This window comes from Vibrio orientalis CIP 102891 = ATCC 33934, assembly GCF_000176235.1.
Classification (GTDB): Bacteria; Pseudomonadota; Gammaproteobacteria; order Enterobacterales; family Vibrionaceae; genus Vibrio; species Vibrio orientalis.
This window is the reverse complement of the sequence record NZ_ACZV01000004.1, coordinates 501,365-523,294: the sequence shown is the minus strand read 5'-3', so window position 1 is coordinate 523,294 and position 21,930 is coordinate 501,365. Positions and strand designations below refer to the sequence as shown.

Here is a 21,930-nt window from a genome sequence, read left to right as displayed (position 1 = left end):
GAGTTTACTAATCAATTTAAATTAGTCAATACTAAATTAGCAATTTCGTAATTAGATGAATTAACATTAGACATTACTAATTAATGTTTTTATAGTGGATGCACTACCTCATCATATAAACGTTGAAAGGAGCGATTGATGACTAAGATTTTGATTGTTGGAGGCGTAGCTGGCGGCGCCTCTGCTGCTGCAAGAGCACGTCGTTTAAGTGAAGAAGCCGAAATCATTATGTTTGAACGAGGACCGTTCGTTTCATTTGCCAATTGTGGTCTCCCTTACCATATTGGTGGAGAAATCCAAGATCGTGACAAGCTGTTACTGCAAACTCCGGAAAGTTTTTTAGCTCGTTTCAACGTTGACGTAAGAGTTATGCACGAAGTCATCGCGATAAATCGACATGCCAAAACAATTACGGTTAAGAACCTACTTGATGGTTCGGAATATGATGAAGGCTACGACTTCCTACTATTGAGCCCAGGTGCGTCACCTATCGTCCCTCCCATTGCTGGCATCGATAACCCGCTTACCCACTCTCTTCGCAACATTCCTGATATGGATCGAATCCTTAACACCTTAAAAACCAAACAGGTCGCTCATGCCACCGTTGTTGGTGGTGGTTTTATCGGTTTGGAAATGATGGAAGCTTTTCACGCCTTAGGTATTAATACCTCGCTCATTGAAATGGCCGATCAAGTCATGACCCCAGTTGACCGAGAGATGGCTGGTTTTGTTCACGCTGAAATTAAACATAAGGGCATAGACCTGCAACTTGGCGTCGCTCTAGAATCAGTCGAATATCAGTCTACTAATGAGCAAGAAAACCTGTTGCTTACATTGAACAATGGTCAGCAGTTAGAAACCGATATTTTGATTATGGCAATTGGTGTTCGCCCAGAAATACAACTGGCTCAACAAGCGGGACTACAGATTGGCGAATTAGGTGGTATCTATACTACCCCTTCAATGCAAACCAGTGATCCATCTATCTATGCAGTTGGCGACGCGGTTGAAGAGCAAGACTTTGTTACAGGTAATCGCACGCTTGTGCCACTTGCAGGTCCAGCGAATCGCCAAGGTCGTATGGCCGCAGATAATATGCTTGGAAGAGATGAGACGTATCAAGGAACGCAAGGGACCGCAATTTGCAAAGTATTCGATCTTGCTGTTGCCTCAACGGGCAAGAATGAGAAGCAGCTTAAACGCGATGGCGTAATCTATGAGAAGGTCTACGTACATACTGCTAGCCATGCGAGTTACTATCCAGGTGCAGAGATCGTTTCATTTAAGATGCTGTTTGACCCTAAATCAGGCAAGATTTTAGGAGCGCAAGCTGTTGGTAAAGATGGCATAGATAAACGAATCGACGTTATGGCCGTTGCTCAACGCGCCGGAATGACTGTCGAGCAGCTTCAGCACTTGGAGCTGACTTATGCGCCTCCGTACGGCAGTGCGAAAGATGTCATCAACCAAGCCGCTTTTGTTGCAAACAACCTCATCAAAGGTGATGCAACTGCGATACATTATGATGAGATAACCAATCTCACTGATGATCAGATTCTTCTCGATGTTCGTAATCCTGGAGAACTGAAAAATGTCGGCTTCATTGCAGGCGCAATCAATATACCGGTCGATCAGCTACGTCAACGTATGGACGAGCTACCGAAGGACAAAGAGATAGTGATCTACTGTCAGGTGGGTCTACGAGGCAACGTCGCTTATAGGCAACTGGTCAACAATGGATACAAAGCCAAAAATCTTATTGGCGGTTATCGCACTTACTTATTCGCCCAGGCGTAATCAACAACACCGTACTTTGGGAGCTTATCGCTCCCTTTTTTCTAGCCATAACTTGTGGCCAATATCACTACTACCTTGGTATATAGGCCAAACAAAATTGATCTAAATCAATTAACCATACCAAAAACAAGGTTATGTTGACTATGTGTTAATAACTCTTTAACAAAGGATTGAATTATGGAATTGAAACAAGACCCTCGCTGTTATACAGATGTATGTATTGATGGAAAGTGGTTTCACCATGATCACTGCACAACCAGTGCTTACATGCTTAAAGGTGGCGCGTCATGTGCAGTAGAGCTAAAAAAAATGCCTGAAACTGAAAACGAACTTATTGAGCTCATTCAACACAATCTTAAATAACCCTCCTCCCAGGATGAATTCAATAAAAGCAAAAGGGCTACAACATGCAGCCCTTTATTTGATACAGCAATAACCTTTCTTACCTAAGCGATAGATTGTCGTGATCTGAATGTGTTTACTCCAAATAGTGCCAACACGACCAATACAAACGGTAATACGTAAATATTCATCATCTCCCACCCAACTGTAGATTCAAGCCAACCTGATAACAGCGCCGTGACTGTCACGCAGCTAAAGACAAAGAATTCATTGAACGCTTGTGCTTTAGACTTGTTACGTGGTGAATAAGACTGGCTAAATAGTCCTGTCGCAGCAATAAACATAAAGTTCCAACCAACACCGAGCAGAATAAGAGCCAAGCTGAAGTGCCAGATTGATTGGCCATGAATGTTAATAGCAATACATAGCACAAACAAAATACCACCAGATATAATCATATTCCTTGCACCAAAGCGTTCAATTAAACGGCCGGTGAAAAACGCCGGAACGAACATGCCCAGTACATGCCATTCAATTACGCCTGCCGCTTTTTCAAAATCAAATCCGCAACCAATCATGGCTAAGGGCGTCGCGGTCATCAGAATATTCATCACCGCATACGCCACCATGGCCGCGAATACTGCCAGCATAAAATTAGGCGCTTTAACAATCTCTAACAATGGTTCTGGCTGCGCATGCTGGTGATGTTCGTGAGTTGGCGGAAACTGAATTGTCTGGAGAAGGCATAATGCTAAAATATTCAACCCTATTAGCGCCATAAACGCGCCAACATATAAACCATCAGCCGACCACTGCTGTGAATAGATAGCTAAATTGGGTCCGAGTATTGCTGCTAATACCCCACCAGCCATAGAAATCGAAATCGCTCTATGCCTTGCACTCTCATCGCACACTTCTATCGCAGCGAATCGATAAAGCGTCCCAAAACCAATACCGATCCCTAGAAGGAATGTGCCGACACAAAATAGGTAAAACATCTCTTGAGACAAAGCGTAAGTCGCAACACTTGCCCCAAAAATACCAATAAGATTACCTATGCTAAAACCTTTTCTTCGGCCAAGCTTCCCCATAATCAGAGAAGCGGGAATCGTGGCACTCATTAAACCTAAAAACTGTAATGCGACTGGCAAAGTGATAAGGCTTGAACTTGGCGCTATCGCTTTACCGACAAGGCCAATCACCGAGATAAGCAGTATATTGCCAGTCATTAATAACGCTTGGCAAAGAGACAACAACCATACATTACGATTCATTAACGAAGTGCCTCTTGTACAGCAGCCAGTGCATGAATCTCAACCGTATCAAATAGTGGCGTATCCGTTTCATCTTGCGAGACTAACATTCCGATCTCGGTACAGCCTAAAATCACGCCCTGTGCTCCGCGTTCGGCAAGGTCACTAATAATGGTATGAAAATCATCTTTTGAACGACGATTGGCCTTACCGAGGCAGAGTTCGTTATAGATAACATCATGCACCAATCTTCTCTGCACACCATTTGGAACAACAACTTCGATTCCGAACTTGTCACTCAAACGTTGCTTGTAAAAGGCTTCTTCCATTGTAAATGCGGTACCTAGTAGACCAACTTTGGTAATGCCTTTTTCAACTAATACTTCGCCTGTAGTATCAGCAATATGAAGCAGTGGGATAGATATCGCTTCTTCGACTTGTTCAGCGACCTTATGCATTGTATTAGTCGCAATCAAAACAAAGTCTGCGCCTGCTCGTTCGACCGATTGAGCAACATCACACAGTAACGCGGCGCTTTTATCCCACTCACCGCTACGCTGTAATACTTCTATCTCTGCAAAGTCGACGCTGTTGAGGATGATCTTCGCAGAATGCAGTCCGCCTTTTTGTTGTTTTACGCCTTCGTTAAGCTGCTTATAGTACTCAGCTGTAGACTCCCAACTCATACCGCCAATGATCCCTATCGTTTTCATCCCTTCATCCTCACGTTTATTTGTTACAAATAATTAAACAGATCCCTTGTGACATTACAAATAAAAAAGGCTCCCAAACAGAGTTTGAAAGCCTTGTCTTATCTCGGTTAATAATGCAGTTATTCAGAATCTATAGGCAGAACTTGCTTAACATAATCACCAGGAGATGTGCCAAGTACCGGGAACTGTTCGCTGCCTACAGGGAAAGGCGCAACTTGTTCTTCGGCATTGAAACCCATCAACCACTGGTGCCAATGTTTCCACCATGATCCTTCGCTATGGTTCGCGTTCGCCAACCATTCATCAGCACTTTCGTCTAGCGTATCACTCGTCCAATATCCATACTTGTTTTTGTCAGGGTGATTTACGATACCTGCAATATGGCCTGACTCACCAAGAACAAACGTCTTGTTACCACCCACATTTAGAGCACCGCGGTAAGTTCCTTGCCAAAGAGCAATATGGTCTTCTTTGGTCGAAACAAAGTAACTTGGGATTTTGATCTTGTTAAGGTCAATCCATACGCCACCGATTTTCACCCCTTTGTCTTGAACAAGTTTGTTGTTCAAATACAACTCTCTCAGCATGAAATTGTGCGTTTTAGCTGCCACATTAGTACTGTCACTGTTCCAGTAGAGCAAGTCGAAGTCGACCGGACTGTTCCCTTTCAGATAGTTATCAACGTAGTAGTTCCAGTACAGGCTATTCTCACGTAGCAAGCTAAACGTAACACTTAGCGAACGGCCGTCCATGTAACCTTTGGCGTCATTCTGAGCTTCAATAGCGGTCAGGATAGTGTCGTTAATGTATGCGCCGACTTCACCTGGCTGAGAGAAATCAAGCAATGTGGTAAAGAATGAAGCACTCTTGATACGCTTTTTCATACGCTTCGCTGCGTAGTAAGCAATGGTACTGGCGAGAACAGTGCCACCAATACAGTAACCTGCCGCATTGACTTGGTCTTGGCCGGTGATGTCTTCAATTGCTGAAACCGCCTTTGCCACGCCTTCAGTGACGTAATCACCAAACTCTACGTCACGCTGCTCAGCACTAGGGTTACGCCAAGAGATCATAAAGACGGAATGCCCCTGCTCTAGTAACCAGCGCACCATCGAGTTCTTTTCACGCAAATCTAGAATGTAATACTTGTTAATGAACGGCGGAACGATCATCAAAGGTGTTGAGTTAACCTGTTCCGTCAGCGGACGGTATTGAATTAACTCAAACAGCTCATTCTTATAAACCACGTCTCCTGAGGTATTCGCAACATCTTCGCCAAGGCGAAAAGCATTGTTGTTGGTCATGCGAATTTTCAGAATATCTGCACTGGACTCCGCATCTGCTTTCAATTGCTCTAAACCAGTGAGTAAATTCTGGCCATTTTGCTCAAGTGTCAGTTTTAGAAGCTCGGGGTTTGTCGCAATGTAGTTACTTGGAGAAAGTGCGTTGATGGCCTGACGAGAGAAAAAGCTGATACGTTCTTTAGCCTTTTCATCTATACCTTCAATGCTATCAATGGTCTCTAGGTAGGTTTTACTGAAAAGCAGATAAGATTGTTTGATAAAATTGAAGAAAATATCTTGTTGCCATTCTTCGTGAGTGAAACGCTTATCACCTTTATCGGCCTTTACGACATCGTCCGTATTAGCGCTAAGAGCAACATTTTGCCAAATCTGTAATTGTTGCTGCCACCAGTCAGCCTGGATTTTGAGCAATGCTGCTGGTTGGTTGGCTGCCCCTTCTAACAACTTCGCCGTGTCTTCGAGGTTAACCTCTTGCATCGCTTTATTGAGAGGAGAGTTTGCGGCTGCCCTGCTGAGTTCTAGATCTTCCCACCATTTTTGATTGGTTTCTTGGAGCTTAACAAGGTAGTCCGAAAAGAAGTTTTGTAACATGATTAGACTCCTACGATCGGAAAAAATGCCGCCTTTCGGCGGCTAAAATAGGCAGTGTTATGCGGGAGTCACTGTCTTAAGGTTTTCCGTCGTCATCTGTTCCACATCATCTTTGAACTCTTTAGCAACCGCTTGAAGCTTGTTGCTATCATCCATCATTTGCTGAGATAACTTAGTTAGAACACTTAGCTGTTGGCTGCTAAACGCTGTCAATGACGTGACGTCTTTGATCTCACCCGCAGCTTTCATTTGTGCCAAGCCCATTTCGCTGTATGTGCGCATCGCGTTAAGCTGAAGCTCTGTTAGTACTTCAACATTTTTAGTCATTAGCTTGTTGAACTTTAGGTACGGTTCTAGGCTTTTTTCAGTTTGGTCGCTAAATGTTTTAAAAAAATCTGTGTACATGAGTATTACTCCTGGGTTAATTCCATTTATTAATTACTGGGTTGATTTGATGATTAGTGCTGTACCCATGCCGCCACCAACACATAGAGAGGCCACACCATATTGGTCACCTCTACGGTTGAGTTCATGGATGAGTGATACAAGAATTCGGTTACCCGACGCTCCTAGTGGGTGGCCTAGTGCAATTGCGCCACCATTCACGTTCGCTTTATCTAGAATGCTTGAAATCGAAACTTGATGTTTCTCGGCGAGTTTATGGATAACACCGAGAGCTTGAGCAGCAAATGCTTCATTTAATTCATACAGATCTAAGTCTTCTATCGTCAAACCTGCTTTATCGAGCGCGATACTGACAGCTTCAACAGGGCCCAACCCCATTACCTCTGGCTCTAGACCTGACTGCCCATAACTGACAATTTCTACGATGGGCGTTAAACCATGCTTTTTCACCGCAGATTCACTGGCGACGATAACCGCACTCGCACCATCATTTAGTCCTGAAGCATTACCCGCAGTCACCGTGCCTTCACGATCAAACGCTGGTCGTAGTTTAGCTAAGCCGCTTAGTGTCGCTTCTGCCTTCGGATATTCATCCGTATCAAACACGATAGTTTCTCGGCGTTTCTTTACATCGACAGAAACAATTTCTTGTTCGAACTTTCCAGCTTCAATCGCCGACACGGCCTTAAGTTGGCTACCGAGTGCATATTCATCTTGCTGTTCACGACTGAGGTTCACTGACTTCGCGATATTTTCAGCGGTAACACCCATATGATATTGGTTATACACATCCGTCAGACCATCATTGATTAACAAGTCTGTCAGGTTCATATTGCCCATCTTGTGTCCATCACGAATACCGGAAGGGATGGTAAATGGGATTTGCGACATCACTTCAACACCTGCAGCCACAACAATATTAGCGTCTCCAGCTTTAATATGACTCGCGGCATCCATAACTGATTTCATTCCGCTGCCACAAACCATGTTGATCGAGTACGCTGGGACTTCATTTGGTATCCCTGCATAGAGAGACGCCTGTCTACCGACTCCCATCCCCTGACCTGCACTAATCACATTGCCAACGATCACTTCATCGACTAGGTTTACGTCAACATTACCTTCTGACAGCGCCCCTTTAATTGCGATTGATGCTAAGTTGCCTGCAGATATGTCTTTCAGCGTTTCACCAAATGAGCCAATAGGTGTACGTTTTGCCGCTACAATAAATACTTTTTCCATGGTCAAATTCCTTTTTAATGCATGTATAAGCCGCCATTTACAGAGAGTGTTTCCCCTGTAATGTACGCACCCGCATCACTGACGAGGAAAGAGACCGATTTTGCAATTTCAGCAGGAGTTGCAAGACGACCCATTGGAATTTGAGCTTTAATGGATTCTAAAACTTCAGGCTTCATGGCTTCCACCATCGGCGTTCCTGTATAACCTGGTGCTACAACGTTGACCGTTACGCCACTACGCGCGCCTTCTGCTGCAAGTGCTTTCGAAAAACCGATCATGCCGGCTTTCGCCGCTGAGTAATTCGTTTGGCCGAATTGCCCTTTTAGTCCGTTGACCGATGAGATATTGATGACTCGTCCGTTGCCCTTTTCGCACATAGCAGCAAACAAAGGTTGGGTGACGTTAAACACACTATTAAGATTCGTTTCAATCACTTCTTTCCATGCTGACGCTTGCATCTTTTTGAACGTTCCATCGCGAGTAATGCCTGCATTATTTACAACAACGTCAACGGTACCTTCTTCTTCAAGCAATACCGCTAGTCGCTCTGCACACTGCTCTGTATTAGTCACATCCAGTTCAAACAAACGAACCTGCTCTTCATTAAATTGCTTCTCGTTGAACCAATCTAACGCGCACTCATAGTTACCCGTAAAGTACGTCGCAATGACTCGATATCCGTCATTCACTAACTGTTCCGAAATAGCGGAACCTATTCCGCCTTTCGAACCTGTGATCAAAGCAATTTTCTTCATTAATGGACTCCATTCTTAACAAGCAATAAATAAAAAGTGATAAGTACTAATTTATACGTTACTCAATACGTACAAATGAAATTTAAATAAATTCAATCAAGGCTTCCCTGTACCTTTTAATATTTAAAACTAATCCTAATTTATTACAGTTCAAATATTTTCTAAGAATTACTTCGTAAAGTTGAACGAAGTCTCATATAGAATGAAATGTTATATTGATGTTAATGCGCTTTAAGTGCATGTTTTTCCTGATTATTTTTTAACCAACAAACCAGTCATTAAGTCGTAAGTCATTGTTTCAAAAAGAATAATTAGTAATTTGACTAAAGTTGCATAAAAATTCCATTACGCGAAATATCAATAACATGGTAACCATAGTTCAACCAAATTTAATAGGAACGTTATCAATAGGGATTTAAACTTTAGTATTAAACTTGGTCAATACGTCAGTCATGATATAGACATGAAATTTATAAGGCCATGATTAATAAAGGCTCGATAAATAATTTTTATCTATACCATAGTCTATATTTAGTCAGTCAACGAGAAATATCTACTATATATTTTCTTTATTTATCGACACTTAATATTGAAGGTATAAAAAAGCCCGAAATAAATTCGGGCGGCATAGTATTATTGAATTTGCTCTGAGAATATGGATTAAACTATTGGTTTGCGGTTTCGATATTTTCAGTCGATGACTTGATAGTTTCATTTAGCAAGCCTGCGTACAGACCATTGAGAGCCAGTAGCTGTTTATGATTTCCTCGCTCCACAATCTCACCTTTTTCTAACACGAGTATCAAGTCAGAGTGCCTTACGGTACTCAAGCGGTGTGCGATTGCGATAACCGTCTTATCATTAAACAATCGTTGCATCGCCTTTTGAATGAGGGACTCAGTGATAGAATCGACCGAACTTGTTGCTTCATCTAACATCATAACTTGTCCACCTTGTGCAACAGCACGAGCAAAGGAGATCAGCTGGGTTTGCCCTACTGACAGGTTCGAACCATTCTTTTCGATTTTAAAGTCATATCGCCCAGGAAGCTTGTCGATAAATCGATTCGCGTACACATATTGTGCCGATTGTTCGACATCCTTGCTCTCTATCTCGGGTTTACCTAAAGCGATGTTAAACTCGATGCTCTCTTCAAATAAATGAACCTCCTGCATCATTAACGAGAATAGGTGCATGGAGTCCTCTACGGCAATGTCTGACAACTCGATGCCATTTAATAAGATGCTACCTTCGTAGTTTAGATAGGTCCTAGAGATCAACCGAAGTATTGTCGACTTCCCAGAACCTGTTGAGCCCACCAGCGCAATTTGATGACCTTTTTCGAGTACAAAGGAGACATTATTCAAAACATATGGGGCATCGCCTTTGTAGCGGAAACTCACATTACGAAACTCCAATGTCTCGAACTGTGTTAGTTGACGTTTCACTTCCTGACTCGGCAATAGTTGACGCCCTTCTTCTGCTGTCGGTTGAGCAAAGAGCTCTTCAATATGGTCGAACGCGGCGAATGAGCTTTGTATTGAGGCAATTTGAGAGGTAAAGTCGCGTATCGGGACAAAGACTTTTTCTAATGTATTGATAAATGCAATCAGAACGCCGAGTGTCAAAGCGCCTTCAATCACTTGTTCTGAACCGTACCAAATCAATAGAGCAATCGTCACAGAGGTGATACCCGAAATAAACGAGAACAGAATCGCATCATATTTATTGATCTTCTTCTGCGCATGCAAAAATTCATCGGTATAGCTTTTGAACTTCTCTTCTACTTGTGACTCTGCACGATACATTTGCACGGTTTTCATACCGAACAAGACTTCCTGCAAAAAACCAACTCCTCTTGCTAGCGCAGATCGAGTTAGTAGATACAGCTCACGTAGCCGGTTTCGAACGTACACCGTTAGGTACATCACTGGCGGCATAACGAACAATACAATAAGAGTCAGCTTCCAATCGATCAAAAACATCATGACCAACAAGGCGATGGTGTTCAAAGTATCCTTGACTAAACCCACCACCGATTGAACGAACGTCTCGCCAACGGTTTCTAGGTCACTTGTCAAACGAGATAAAGTGACACCAATAGGCGTACTATCAAAATAGCTGCGTGGTAACTTTAATACGCGGTCAAATAGAACACTTCGCATATCAGTGACCGTATTTTGCCCCGTTTTTCGCAAATTGTATGAGTAAGTCGTATCAACAAGGTAACTCATCACTAGAACCGCGACTAAATACGCGACATATTCTAGCAACCCTTGCATGTCTCCTTGGCTGAGGTGAACATCAATTATTTGAATGATCAACCAAGGAAACAATAAGCTCGTCACCACAGTAAGCGGCAACATGGCGATACCTAAAATCGCTGACTTTTTATACTTCTTGGCGAACTTGAAAAAGTGCTTAAGGTATTTGACGTCGACACCTTTTAACATGCTGTTGCCTCCGTCTCATTTTGTTGTAATTGCCAAGTTTCTAAATAGTAATCACACGTTTTGAGCAACGTTTTATGATCACCTCGTGCAATAACCTCACCGTTATTTAAAACAACAATCTCATCCATATATTCAAGTGCATTGACACGGTGAGACACCACCAAAACTGACTTATCGCCTAGATGGTCGAATAGATTTTCTAGGATTTTTCGCTCTGTTTCGTAATCAACTGCAGAGAGTACGTTATCCATGATGATCAACTCTGCTGGCTCTAAAAGCGCGCGCGCGATACTGAGCCTTTGTTTTTGACCTCCCGACAACATAATGCCTTTTTCGCCCACGAGAGTTTGGTCACCGTGTTCAAAACGAGAAACATCACCGGCTAACTGACTGAGTTCTAAAACTTCATCGACTTGCGCTTTAGTCACCTCACTCTGACTACCAAAGCGGATATTGTCTTCAACCGTTGCTGAAAACAAATACGGATCTTGGGTCACTGTTTTTATATAACGACGTAAGTCCGAGCGCGAAAAAGAGGTAATGTCTCTATCACCAATAAAGATACTGCCTGCTGGCACCTCCAAGTGATGGTTTAGGCAGTTAACCAGCGTTGTCTTGCCTGCACCTATCCCACCAAGCACCCCGACTTTTTTTCCTTTCGGGATATCAAAACTAATATTGGAAAGGACTTTTTCTTCATCCACATCGTACTGAAAACTCAAGTTTCGGATAGAAATGGTTTTCCCTGTGAGCTGTTCAACTTCAGGTTGAGAAAGTTTAATTTCTTCCAGCTTTGGCATATCTGCATTCAAGATTGTTTGAGCACTTTGGATACCGACGATCCCTCGTTGGTAAATGGTCGCAATACGGCCCAACTGCATTAGAGGCATAGCAAGCAACACTGAATAGGTCAGAAATGCCGTTATCTCACCCAATGTTAACTCTTGTGCCATCAACATATACCCACCTAGACCAAGAATAATGACCTTCATTAAGTCATTGGCGTAATCCAACACTGGCATAAAGTAGACTTGTATACGCATAATTCTCATGCGACAGCGGAGCAATTGTTGGTTAAGTTTCTCGATCTCAGTTTTCACCCAAGGAGACATGTTTTGGCTCTTTATCAAGTCAATGCCAGACAAGTAATTCATCATTTGAGCCGACAAGTTTTGCAGTCGATGCATATGTTCAAGGTGTAAGGTCTTCATACGTGTAAAACCCACTCGAAATATGACGAAAGCAATTGAGATGGGAATGACAGAGTACAACGTAAGCTCAGGCGAAATACGCCACATATATAAGGGCGTTAATGACAGAGCTAACAAGGCATTAAAAAACTGCAAAAAGCCGACGCCAAATAAAAGTCGAATTCCACTGAGGTCATTGTTGATAATTGAAATTAGGCGACCGGAGGCAAACTGCTGATGAAAGCTACTCGGTAAACGATTGAGCTTTTTAAGGAGTGTGTTCTTTAGTGCCGCTTCTGTAATCCTGCCGGGGTTCAATGCATAGATGCGGGATAAAATACGTACAACCACCATAGCAATCGACATAGCGACCACTATACCAACATAGCTTTTAAGCTGCGTATGACCTGTCACCGACGCATCTTCAATAAGATCAATCGCTAGTTGAATGTAACGTGGGATTTCAACTTGCAGCCAGTTAACAAGAAAGATAAATACAATCGCAAGCAAGTACGACTTGCGATTCATGCGCACGTAATGCGAGAAAAACTCAGTTTTGGTCATACAACTCGTTCTTTCTAGGAAATTTTAGTCTGTGATTCAATTTAGCATTTCAGTACGAAAAGGTGACGAGTACATGATAAGAAACGCTTATAAGGCAATGTTCAAGAATACTGTTCGAAGCAGAGAATTTTACTCTCTTCAGCATGAAAAATCATCAGGTCGTTTTCAAGACCAGAAACGTGATAGAAAAAAGCCCGGAATAAATCCGGGCTGGCATGAAACGAATCTTTTTCAATCCTTGAACTATCCGGCAGTGGATGGTTTGATTCGATAAAAAATAGCGAATAGTACAGGTACAACAATCAGTGTTAGTACCGTAGCAAAGCCTAAGCCTGCCATAATTGTAATCGCCATTGAGCCAAAAAATGCATCAAATACCAGTGGGATCATGCCCAGAATTGTGGTGAGTGCTGCCATACTAACCGGACGGACTCGCGAAATAGCACTATCAAATACTGCTTGATAAGGTTCCTTGCCCGACTCCAATTCAATATTGATTTGATCGAGCAATACAATACCGTTTTTCAAGATCATGCCACTCAGACTTAATAGTCCGAGGAAGGCGGTAAAACTAAACGGCATATCCGTCGCAAGTAGGCCAATAGAAACACCGATGATAGATAGAGGGACTGTGAACCAAATGACCAACGGTTTTCTCAGGGAGTTAAACAGCAACATAGTGATAATGAACATCAGTAAGTAGCCCATTGGCAAAGAACCAAACAAGGCTTCTTGTGCATCCTTTGAAGATTCATACTCGCCGCCCCAAGTTATTTCATAGCCTGTAGGGAGTGTTAGCGCCTCAATGCCTGGTTTCACTCGACTAAATAAACTAGCTGGTGTTTCATGTCCTAACACGTCGTGATCGGCAAGAACGGTCAGAGTACGCTTTCTATCTCGACGCTGAATTAACGGCTCTTGCCATTCAAGAGTTACACCATCAATAACTTGCTCAACAGGAACATAGCTTTGTAGTGTTGGGCTCCAAATTTTCACGTTAGCCAGCGACTCAAAATCAATACGCTCTTGCTCAGGAAGACGAGTAATGATCGGCAACATGTGTGTACCATCGCGCAGCAAACCAATCGGTGTTCCGCCAAACGCCATTTGCAAGGTATTTGATAACTCTTCTTTTGAGATGCCTAAGCGTCGCGCCTTTGATTCATTGAATTGAGGCACTAATTCCTTAGTACGCTCACGCCAGTCATGGCGGACGTTTCTCGCACCGGGATCTTGAAGCAATACATCTTCTACTTGTACAGCGATTTCACGCAGCACCTTAGGATCCGGCCCTGTAATGCGTGCTTCAATCTTTGACGCAGGTGAAGGACCAAACTCCATCAACTTAAACTGAAATGTCGGTTGGTTGAATTCTACTGCTAAGTTTTCGTCTAGCTCTGCCAGCAAAGCGAACATGGTTTCTCGGTCAGAGGTACGTACTTGCAACTGAGTATAAGCTTCATAGCTTTTCTCAGGTTGGTAAGTCAGCGCAAAACGCTGCAGACCTTGTCCTGTCGTAGTAGACACAAACTCGACGTTATCTTGCTGGCGAATGTACTGCTCAACCTTTTTCGTCTCTTTGGTCGTCTCACGAATGTCTGTCCCTTCCGGCATCCACATATCTACATAGAACATCGGTGTATTGCTCGGCGGGAAAAACTGCTGCTTGACCATGCCAAAGCCAGCAACCGCTGCGACAAGCAAGCCGACCATGCTGATGACGGTTAACCAACGAAAACGTAACGCAAACTTAAGACTAGCGCCGAAGACAGTAAACAAGACGCCTTTGTATGGATCGACTTCCTCTGCTTGTGCTTGTTTGTCTTCCTCTTTCAGCAGTAGATCTGCTAAAAATGGTGTAAGCGTTAGCGCTGTAATCCAGCTCAAGAAAAGTGAATAACACAGCACCCAGAATAGTGAGCCCATGAACTCACCGGTCGCATCTTCAGACAGACCGATTGGAGCAAATGCCGTAATCGCAATGATCGTCGCGCCAAGCAGTGGCCATTGCGTCTGTTTAACAATATCAACCGAGGCTTGAAGTTTAGTTTTGCCGCGCTTCAATCCAACCAGTATTCCTTCAACAACGACGATCGCGTTATCCACCAGCATACCCAGTGCGATAATAAGAGCGCCGAGGGAAATACGGTGAAGCTCGACGTCATTTTGCTTCATTAGAATAAATGTGCCCATCACCGTCAGTAGCAATACCGCACCGATGATCAGGCCACTACGCAAACCCATCGCAAATAGTAAGACAATGATTACGATAGCAACCGCTTGACCTAAGCTGACGATGAAATCATCGACTGACTTCTCGACTTCCGCCGACTGATTATAGAAGTAGTTAATCTCTACCCCTGCTGGGCGAATAGATTCTAGCGTTTCGAGTTCTGCTTCTAATGCTTTACCCACTTCAACAACATTGACTCCAGCGCGAAATGAGATAGCAAGGTTTATGGCTGGTTGTCCGTTAAAAGTGACGACATTACTCGGCTTTTCTTGAATGCCACGCGTTACTGTTGCGACATCTTTAAGGCGAATCAAATTGCCGGTATCTCGCCCATGGATGATTAACTCTTCTAGCTCTTGCTGTGAACTCATGGTTCCATTGGGACGAATGGTTAACGTCTGGCCATTAACCATAACTTCACCAGAAGACTGAACACTATTTTGCTGGCTAAGTAGACCCACAACCGTGTTCATGTCTAGATTAAGTGCCGCTAATCGCTCAAGAGATACCTCAACAAACACTTGCTCTTGCTGGTCGCCAGCAATCGCTACTTTTCCGACACCATCAACCAGCTCCAATTCACGGCTTAGGTAGTCTGCATAACGTTTCAATTCAATGTAGTCATAACCACTACCTGTCAGCATTAGCATAACCCCGTATACATCACCAAAGTCATCAATGATTTGAATAGAGCTGACGCCAGATGGCAAGGTGGGTTGAAGATCGTTGATCTTACGACGCATCTCATCCCAAATTTGTGGCAGTTCGTCCGGGCCGTATTCCATCTCCATGCTGACCATTATCTGCGACATTCCGTTTGATGATGTCGAGGTAATTTTGTCTAAGTACGGTAATTTACGGATTTCCTTTTCCAGCGGATAGGTTAGCTCTTCCTCAACTTCTTGAGAGGTTGCCCCAGGATAGGTAGAAATAATCATCGCGTCTTTGATGGTAAACGCAGGATCTTCAAGTCTGCCCAAGTCCATGAACGAGGTATAACCGCCCACTGCCAATATGACGAGGAATAACCAACTGATCACTTTATTCTTTATTGAGTACTCAGCAATGCTCACAGCTCAACTCCTTTAATTTCCATTCCTTCACGCAGCTTTCTAAGATTTGAATTGATGAGAACATCGCCTTTACTAATACCCGATGCGACCAATGCACCGTTACCTGTGATTTGGTCAACACTGATCGGATATTTGTGTGCTTCGCCACTTTCCAGTTTCCAGACATGAAACTGCTGAGCTTCATTTCCCGCATCAATTGCTGTCATGGGAAGTTGATATGCTTCAAATGTGCTCAAACCCGCCTTAATCAGATCAACCGATACTCTCGCACTGGTTCCCGGCAGAATTTGATGTTCTATTTGCGGCATGTTCAGCCAGATCTCATAGGTTTGGCTTTGTGGGTGAAGCTCACTGGTGTGCTCCAAATAGCTAACAGGATAACTGCCTTCGTGACCTGCAAAAGTCGCCGTAGGTTGGTAACCCTGCGCATTCACTTCAGGATTCAACATGGCGAGCACTGAATCAGAAACTTCAATCTTTACGTATACCTGTTCGTTTTGATAAATCGTGACCACTTGTTCGCCGGGCGTTACATTCTCATGTTTCTTCTTATCAACAGATGAAATCACACCATCAAAAGGGGCGGTCAAACGTGTGTAACGCATGCTAGCTTTCGCTGCACCTAAGTTCGCGTTTGCCAATTGTAAGTTTGCATTCAGCTCGTCTAACTCAGCACGTGAGATCATCTTGTTACCACGTAACTCCTCACCACGCTTGGCTTGCTTCAATGCCAGTTCATACTTCACTTGAGCGTCGATCAATTGCTGTTTACTCTTAGCATTATCTAACAAGGCGACAACTTGCCCTTTCGATACGCGATCCCCCTCTTTTACCAACATTGATGACAACTCACCATCAATGCGAAATGCCAACGGAGTGAGCTCTGCTGGCATCACTTGGGCGTTAAAATTTCTAAATTGGCTCTGAGAAGCTTGCTCTACAGTAAAGGTATCCACCATGACAGGCTTAGTTGGTCGGTGATCGACCTCTGGCTTACATGCTGCTAAAACACTGACCGATAGCATCGCTATGACGAATTTATAACTGCGCATCTTAAATACCCCCCTCTTTTGTCCAAGCTTTAACTTGTTGGCCTGGTAATAACGCTTCCACACCAGCTTCGACAATAAGGTCGCCAGTGTTTAGCCCTGCAATCACATTGCCATTGCTATCCAATTGAACTTGAACTGGAGAGATAGTTTGAGATTTTTGATCAAACCGATATAGCTCACCGGTTGTCTCATTTTTAGATACCCACGCTGTGTCATTGATCTGAACATAACGTTGACTCGTTTCATTAAGCAACTTCACTTGCGCAGTCATACCCGGTAGGAGGTTCATTAGCTTTGGGCGTTCAATAGACACGCTGGCAGAATAGCTATTGGTGTCACTGTCGGGTTTGGTTGAAATCTCTTTGAATTGCGCAGGAATAACCACACCACTATGGCTGTCCATCACTACGTGAAAGCTTGACGACTCTATATGTTCTAAACCGTACTGCTCGGCATAACTCACCGGAATGGTAAACACCACGTCCATAATGCCGTTGTCGATAACGTTGAGGACCGGCTGGTTGGCTCCTACTACTTGGTGTTCTTTACCAAATGTAATTGAGACCACACCATCAAAAGGCGCAATAATTTGCGTATAGTCCAAATCTGTCTTGGCTTGCTCTAGTGATGCTGACGCCGCTTTGTACTGCGCCTCATGTTGATCGTACGTATCAACACTGATGAGCTTTTTCGCGTGCAGTTTTTCCGCTCTTTGGAACGCCGTCTTAGCCAAATTGAACTCAGCCAAACGCGCTTGATAAGCCAATTGGTAATCGGTTGGATCAAGTTTAGCAAGTACATCACCTTGCGTTACTTCACTGCCCATATGTATCAAGAGCTCTTCAACTTCTCCCGCTACTTGAAACGACAATGATGCACGCTCTGTCGCATCAATATTTGCAATAAACGCGTCATAACGTTCGCTCTGAACATTAGGCACTTCAATCAGCTTAACGGGTTTAACCACAGGCTCTGAAATTTCTGAGTTAGCCTTGTTACACCCTGCAATTGCCAATACGGATAACCCTATCGCAGCAAAACGCATCATTGGTCTTATTCCTTTTGTCGATGTGTTCATTATTTGTCATCTTTATATACTACACACCTGTGCAGTATATGTTTTATATGAGTGAGATCAATATTTATTTTCCATCTGTGCAATATAATATTTATGTAGGCTATACTGTTAATCAGATTCTTTAATGAAATGATGCTCGTTTTCTGGTAGAAAGAAGGCGTTAAAGCAAATCGACTAGGTACTATGACGGAAAGAAAGCAAGGTAGACGAAGCGCTCAAGACGCAGAGAAAACCAAATGTGAGATTATGCGTGTCGCGACTGAGCTATTTTGTGAGCTTGGGTATGAGCGAGTTTCACTGCGAAATATCAGTGAAAAAGCGGGAGTATCACACAGCCTGATTCGCCATCACTTTGGCAGCAAGGAGCAGATCTGGTATTCGATCAGTGACGGCTTACATCTGTATATGGAAAAGTATATGCGCACCATCATTGCGAATATGCCAGAGGGTGTCGGCTCTAACGTTAAGCTATACCACTTTTCGGTTCGCCTTCTCGCCCATATGCTTGATTGTAAGCAGCCTATTCAGTTGATTGCTGATGCAGTACGTCAGGAAGACGCCCTGTTCGATTATTTCATCGATAATTCCGGAGAAATTGAGCACCTCATACATGGTCTAGCAGAGCAGTACAACGAACATCACCCAGAGACGCCAGTCAAAATTTGGGAAATCAAATGGCAAATGATGATGTTTGCTCACGGTGCCGCCAGCCTTACGCCATTTATGAAAGAAACTTGGGCCGATCAAACCGATGACATTGAAGTGTGTTTACTTAAGCACTGGGAAATGTACAACAATATGATGGCATGTCGATTCCAAGTACCAAGCGAATACATTTTGCGCCCTGAGCGAGTGACTGACTTAGTCTATGACGTCGAGTGCAGCGCAGAATCCTTGGCTCAAGAATAGTCATAGTGAAAGCAAAACATTTAAAAAGCGAGCTGAATTAGCTCGCTTTTTTATTTACCCAACATCCCTCTATTTATCCACAACCAAATTTCGCCCTATCAGGCTTTTAATACTTTCGTCGCAGATGGAAACTAATTAATAAGGTTTAAATTGATCTAAATCAAACTCTGTTTTAAACGCTAGAAATCCGGCTATAACAATTGGCTTATTCACTATAATTATTAAGCGATTACTAATTAATCATGTAACGGTAAGTGGACACAGGAAAGCTATTTAATGTTTAAAAATACTTTGCTAGCGGGCATAAAATCAAACATGTAACCATTTAGGGTTATTGAACTTATGCAGTAGAGTGAATATTTTCTCGCAAAACATAATAATAGCTTAACTGCCATTCATAGTGTGACTGGCAAAGAGGAATAATTAATGAGTTTATCTAACCTTTCATTTAAGCAGAAAATTGCTATTTTGATCGCTTTGCCTATTCTTGGTTTTCTTTGGCTCAGTGCCTCATCCATTTCTCAGAATATTTCTACTTCAAATGAAATGTCATCTCTTACCCAGTTAACTCGATTGTCGGTTGTATACAGCGAGTTAGTACATGAGCTTCAAAAAGAACGTGGCATGACTGCGGGCTTTCTAGGTTCAAACGGCACTAAATTCAAGAACGAATTACAGAAGCAGCGCAGCGCGGCAGACACAAAACGCCAGCAGCACGCCAGTTACTGGCAAGCGAATCAGATTCAGAATAGTAAAATTCAACAGCTGAATAACGAAATTAACCAGCGCCTGAATCAACTGAGTACTATTCGTAGCCAAGTAGACTCTCAGTCCATCAAACTTTCTGATGCACTCGGTTATTATACTCAGCTCAATGGTATGTTATTAAGCGTGTCTGGCATTATTTCAGACATTAGTACTGACTCTCAAATGACGAAAGAGACCGTTGCTTATTATAACTTTGTTCAAGGTAAAGAGCGTGCGGGTATTGAACGAGCAGTCTTGAGCAACACTTTTGCTAAAAATGAATTTGGTCCTGGGATGTTAGTTAAGTTCATCTCTCTCGTTACTCAGCAAAATATGTATTTTTCTAACTTCGTTGTATTTACTAACCCAGAAAATCAGCAATTTTACGATCAACAGATGCGAGATAAATCCATACAGGAAGTTAAAAAGCTTCGCGCTCTGGCTGAATCTAAAACATCGAATTTCAATGCAGACGCCGTGTATTGGTTTGGCCAATCAACGGCTCGTATTGGTCAATTAAAGAAAATCGAAAACCATTTAGCAGATGGCCTAATTCAACTAGCAGAACAAAAAGCCAATGCAGCTCAAATAAACTTAATTGTGAACATCATAATTTGTTCACTTATCACGGTTATTGCCGGACTAATCAGCTTCTTCACTATTAAAGATCTTTCAACTCGCGTCAAAGACCTTACCTCTGTTATGGCACATGTGCGTGATGACAATAACCTTTCGGTTCGAGCAACTTACGTAGACAAAAGTGAGCTAGGTGTTATCTCCTCTTCCCTTAACTCGACACTTGAACAATTTTCAGAGGTTATCGATAACCTATCTAATTCGAGCTTAACCCTTGCGTCTGCGGCAGAGGAAACCGCTCAAACTTGTCAGCACAATTCATCATCAATAGTCGAGCAACAAGACCAAATCGGCTTGATCGCAACAGCGATCGAAGAGCTTTCTACGACGGTGAATGAAGTCGCGACCAAAACTCAACAAACCGCTGAATCAGCTAAGATGATGAATGATCAAACTCAAACCGGTTTGAATACTGTGCAAAACTCTTATCAGTCGATAGAAAGCTTAGCGCAAGAAATTGACGGACTGGCACAAAAGATCACTCATCTTCACGAAAGCAGTAATAACATTAACAACGTGATTGATGTGATTAAGTCAGTTGCAGAGCAAACTAACTTGTTAGCACTCAATGCAGCCATTGAAGCCGCTCGTGCTGGTGAACAAGGTCGTGGTTTCGCAGTCGTCGCAGACGAGGTAAGGACTCTTGCTCAGCGCACACAAGAATCCACTTCAGAAATCGAAGGTTTCATCACATCATTACAATCTGATGTTGAGTCTGCATTTAGCGTCATCGATAACAGTCAGAAGAAGTCTGCGGCTGCGGTACAAGATTCACGTCAAGTTGAGCAGAGTTTGAGTGAGATATCTAAATCAGTAAGCGACATCTTCAGCATGGCAGATCAAATCGCCACAGCAACAGAAGAGCAAGCTGTCGTTACCCAAGATATAGCGAAGAACGTCATGACGGTTGAAGAGAAGTCAACAGAATCGACAGCAGGTGCAACTCAGATTGCTGCAACAGCAAGAGAGCAAGCTCAGCTAGCAACATCGCTTAAAAACTTAGCTGCGACATTTAAAATCTAATCTTTAATGTCATCGTCATATGTAGCAAAACGCCTCTCATCTGAGAGGCGTTTTAGTTATCCCGACGGTAACTCGTCCCATTATCTATATTGTTCTTATCTACACTGTCATATTGCGCTTTTTAGGGTCATCGGTGAGATACTCGACAAACTCGATTTCAAACCCTGCCGGGTCGACAAAGTATACGTTCTTGCGATAAGGCTCTTCTGCCCCATCTTTCGCAATTGGGAACCCTGCTTCTACTAACCTTTCAATGACTGAGTCGATATTGTTTGTCACGTAAGCAAAATGCGCGAGTCCGACTTGATGCCCTGCTAAATAACGATTTTCGCCCTCGCCGTGGTCACTGAGCGCAATATATTGGTATTCGTCACCAAAATGCAGCCAGTTACGCGGCTTACCCGACCACTCACCCTGACCTTCATCGCGCACGTACCAGTGTGGAAACGCCGCTTGGTAGAATTTAAGCATCTCTGGAATATCTTTTACGACCAAGTTTACATGTTCTAGTTGAATCATAACGCTCTCCTTAGGTTATTCATTTTTGATTCGTTTTAAGCAACTGAGAAC

Annotated in this window: 16 protein-coding genes; 4 read left to right on the top strand and 12 right to left on the bottom strand. The window is 43.1% G+C overall.

Translation table 11 applies throughout. The features are described 5' to 3' along the window. The first annotated feature begins 138 nt into the window (after nucleotides 1-138). Together VIA_RS05845 and VIA_RS05840 are read left to right on the top strand one after the other, a co-directional pair. Nucleotides 139-1,797: an FAD-dependent oxidoreductase gene (locus VIA_RS05845; protein WP_004411644.1), complete on the top strand. Its 1,659-nt coding sequence runs from the start codon at nucleotides 139-141 to the stop codon at nucleotides 1,795-1,797. Between the two features lie 177 nt (nucleotides 1,798-1,974). After that, the gene (locus VIA_RS05840) at nucleotides 1,975-2,160 is read left to right on the top strand and encodes a hypothetical protein (protein WP_004411643.1); all 186 of its coding nucleotides are present in this window, start codon (nucleotides 1,975-1,977) and stop codon (nucleotides 2,158-2,160) included. Nucleotides 2,161-2,243: 83 nt separating this feature from the next. Here the strand turns inward: VIA_RS05840 and VIA_RS05835 are convergent, their stop codons facing one another. The 11 genes from VIA_RS05835 to VIA_RS05785 all read right to left on the bottom strand — a co-directional run bounded on the left by VIA_RS05835 (nucleotide 2,244) and on the right by VIA_RS05785 (nucleotide 18,015). Further along, nucleotides 2,244-3,413, bottom strand: coding sequence for an MFS transporter (locus tag VIA_RS05835; protein ID WP_004411642.1), 1,170 nt, complete (start codon nucleotides 3,411-3,413; stop codon nucleotides 2,244-2,246). Beyond that, on the bottom strand, nucleotides 3,413-4,105 hold the full coding sequence (locus VIA_RS05830) for an aspartate/glutamate racemase family protein (RefSeq protein WP_004411641.1): 693 nt from the start codon (nucleotides 4,103-4,105) through the stop codon (nucleotides 3,413-3,415). The genes VIA_RS05835 and VIA_RS05830 overlap by 1 nt, the downstream gene beginning before the upstream one ends. Nucleotides 4,106-4,224: 119 nt before the next feature. After that, entirely contained in the window at nucleotides 4,225-6,000 is a 1,776-nt protein-coding gene (gene phaC, locus VIA_RS05825; protein WP_004411639.1) for a class I poly(R)-hydroxyalkanoic acid synthase, read from the bottom strand. A 57-nt stretch (nucleotides 6,001-6,057) separates the two neighbouring features. Further along, nucleotides 6,058-6,405: a phasin family protein gene (locus VIA_RS05820; RefSeq protein ID WP_004411638.1), complete on the bottom strand. Its 348-nt coding sequence runs from the start codon at nucleotides 6,403-6,405 to the stop codon at nucleotides 6,058-6,060. Nucleotides 6,406-6,438: 33 nt separating this feature from the next. Continuing rightward, the gene (locus VIA_RS05815) at nucleotides 6,439-7,647 is read right to left on the bottom strand and encodes an acetyl-CoA C-acetyltransferase (RefSeq protein ID WP_004411637.1); all 1,209 of its coding nucleotides are present in this window, start codon (nucleotides 7,645-7,647) and stop codon (nucleotides 6,439-6,441) included. Nucleotides 7,648-7,661: 14 nt separating this feature from the next. Further along, nucleotides 7,662-8,402 (bottom strand): SDR family oxidoreductase, encoded by a 741-nt coding sequence (locus VIA_RS05810; protein ID WP_004411636.1) that lies wholly within the window; start codon nucleotides 8,400-8,402, stop codon nucleotides 7,662-7,664. A gap of 665 nt (nucleotides 8,403-9,067) precedes the next feature. Continuing rightward, nucleotides 9,068-10,855, bottom strand: coding sequence for an ABC transporter ATP-binding protein (locus VIA_RS05805; RefSeq protein ID WP_004411635.1), 1,788 nt, complete (start codon nucleotides 10,853-10,855; stop codon nucleotides 9,068-9,070). Then, nucleotides 10,849-12,609 (bottom strand): ABC transporter ATP-binding protein, encoded by a 1,761-nt coding sequence (locus VIA_RS05800; RefSeq protein WP_004417816.1) that lies wholly within the window; start codon nucleotides 12,607-12,609, stop codon nucleotides 10,849-10,851. Before VIA_RS05800 ends, VIA_RS05805 begins: the two co-directional genes overlap by 7 nt. Nucleotides 12,610-12,852: 243 nt before the next feature. Then, nucleotides 12,853-15,915, bottom strand: a complete 3,063-nt coding sequence (locus tag VIA_RS05795; protein WP_004411632.1) for an efflux RND transporter permease subunit — start codon at nucleotides 15,913-15,915, stop codon at nucleotides 12,853-12,855. Then, entirely contained in the window at nucleotides 15,912-16,967 is a 1,056-nt protein-coding gene (locus VIA_RS05790) for an efflux RND transporter periplasmic adaptor subunit (protein WP_004411630.1), read from the bottom strand. The genes VIA_RS05795 and VIA_RS05790 overlap by 4 nt, the downstream gene beginning before the upstream one ends. 1 nt (nucleotide 16,968) lies before the next feature. Next, nucleotides 16,969-18,015 carry an efflux RND transporter periplasmic adaptor subunit gene (locus VIA_RS05785; protein ID WP_004411629.1) on the bottom strand — a complete coding sequence of 349 codons (1,047 nt, stop codon included), beginning with the start codon at nucleotides 18,013-18,015 and terminating at the stop codon, nucleotides 16,969-16,971. A gap of 213 nt (nucleotides 18,016-18,228) precedes the next feature. Between VIA_RS05785 and VIA_RS05780 the strand changes: the two genes are divergently transcribed. Beyond that, nucleotides 18,229-18,954, top strand: coding sequence for a TetR/AcrR family transcriptional regulator (locus VIA_RS05780; RefSeq protein WP_004417813.1), 726 nt, complete (start codon nucleotides 18,229-18,231; stop codon nucleotides 18,952-18,954). Between the two features lie 426 nt (nucleotides 18,955-19,380). Next, the gene (locus VIA_RS05775) at nucleotides 19,381-21,360 is read left to right on the top strand and encodes a methyl-accepting chemotaxis protein (RefSeq protein WP_004411627.1); all 1,980 of its coding nucleotides are present in this window, start codon (nucleotides 19,381-19,383) and stop codon (nucleotides 21,358-21,360) included. 99 nt (nucleotides 21,361-21,459) lie between these two features. Here VIA_RS05775 and VIA_RS05770 read toward each other — a convergent pair whose 3' ends face one another. Further along, complete coding sequence (locus VIA_RS05770) at nucleotides 21,460-21,879, bottom strand: VOC family protein (protein WP_004411626.1); 420 nt, start codon at nucleotides 21,877-21,879, stop codon at nucleotides 21,460-21,462. Nucleotides 21,880-21,930: the final 51 nt, after the last annotated feature.

Excerpts from the sequence above, each read along its gene's own strand:
- VIA_RS05845 (WP_004411644.1), top strand. The coding sequence starts at position 139 with ATGACTAAGATTTTGATTGTTGGAGGCGTAGCTGGCGGCGCCTCTGCT.
- VIA_RS05840 (WP_004411643.1), top strand. The coding sequence starts at position 1,975 with ATGGAATTGAAACAAGACCCTCGCTGTTATACAGATGTATGTATTGAT.
- VIA_RS05835 (WP_004411642.1), bottom strand. The coding sequence starts at position 3,413 with ATGAATCGTAATGTATGGTTGTTGTCTCTTTGCCAAGCGTTATTAATG.
- VIA_RS05830 (WP_004411641.1), bottom strand. The coding sequence starts at position 4,105 with ATGAAAACGATAGGGATCATTGGCGGTATGAGTTGGGAGTCTACAGCT.
- phaC (WP_004411639.1), bottom strand. The coding sequence starts at position 6,000 with ATGTTACAAAACTTCTTTTCGGACTACCTTGTTAAGCTCCAAGAAACC.
- VIA_RS05820 (WP_004411638.1), bottom strand. The coding sequence starts at position 6,405 with ATGTACACAGATTTTTTTAAAACATTTAGCGACCAAACTGAAAAAAGC.
- VIA_RS05815 (WP_004411637.1), bottom strand. The coding sequence starts at position 7,647 with ATGGAAAAAGTATTTATTGTAGCGGCAAAACGTACACCTATTGGCTCA.
- VIA_RS05810 (WP_004411636.1), bottom strand. The coding sequence starts at position 8,402 with ATGAAGAAAATTGCTTTGATCACAGGTTCGAAAGGCGGAATAGGTTCC.
- VIA_RS05805 (WP_004411635.1), bottom strand. The coding sequence starts at position 10,855 with ATGTTAAAAGGTGTCGACGTCAAATACCTTAAGCACTTTTTCAAGTTC.
- VIA_RS05800 (WP_004417816.1), bottom strand. The coding sequence starts at position 12,609 with ATGACCAAAACTGAGTTTTTCTCGCATTACGTGCGCATGAATCGCAAG.
- VIA_RS05790 (WP_004411630.1), bottom strand. The coding sequence starts at position 16,967 with ATGCGCAGTTATAAATTCGTCATAGCGATGCTATCGGTCAGTGTTTTA.
- VIA_RS05785 (WP_004411629.1), bottom strand. The coding sequence starts at position 18,015 with ATGATGCGTTTTGCTGCGATAGGGTTATCCGTATTGGCAATTGCAGGG.
- VIA_RS05780 (WP_004417813.1), top strand. The coding sequence starts at position 18,229 with ATGACGGAAAGAAAGCAAGGTAGACGAAGCGCTCAAGACGCAGAGAAA.
- VIA_RS05775 (WP_004411627.1), top strand. The coding sequence starts at position 19,381 with ATGAGTTTATCTAACCTTTCATTTAAGCAGAAAATTGCTATTTTGATC.
- VIA_RS05770 (WP_004411626.1), bottom strand. The coding sequence starts at position 21,879 with ATGATTCAACTAGAACATGTAAACTTGGTCGTAAAAGATATTCCAGAG.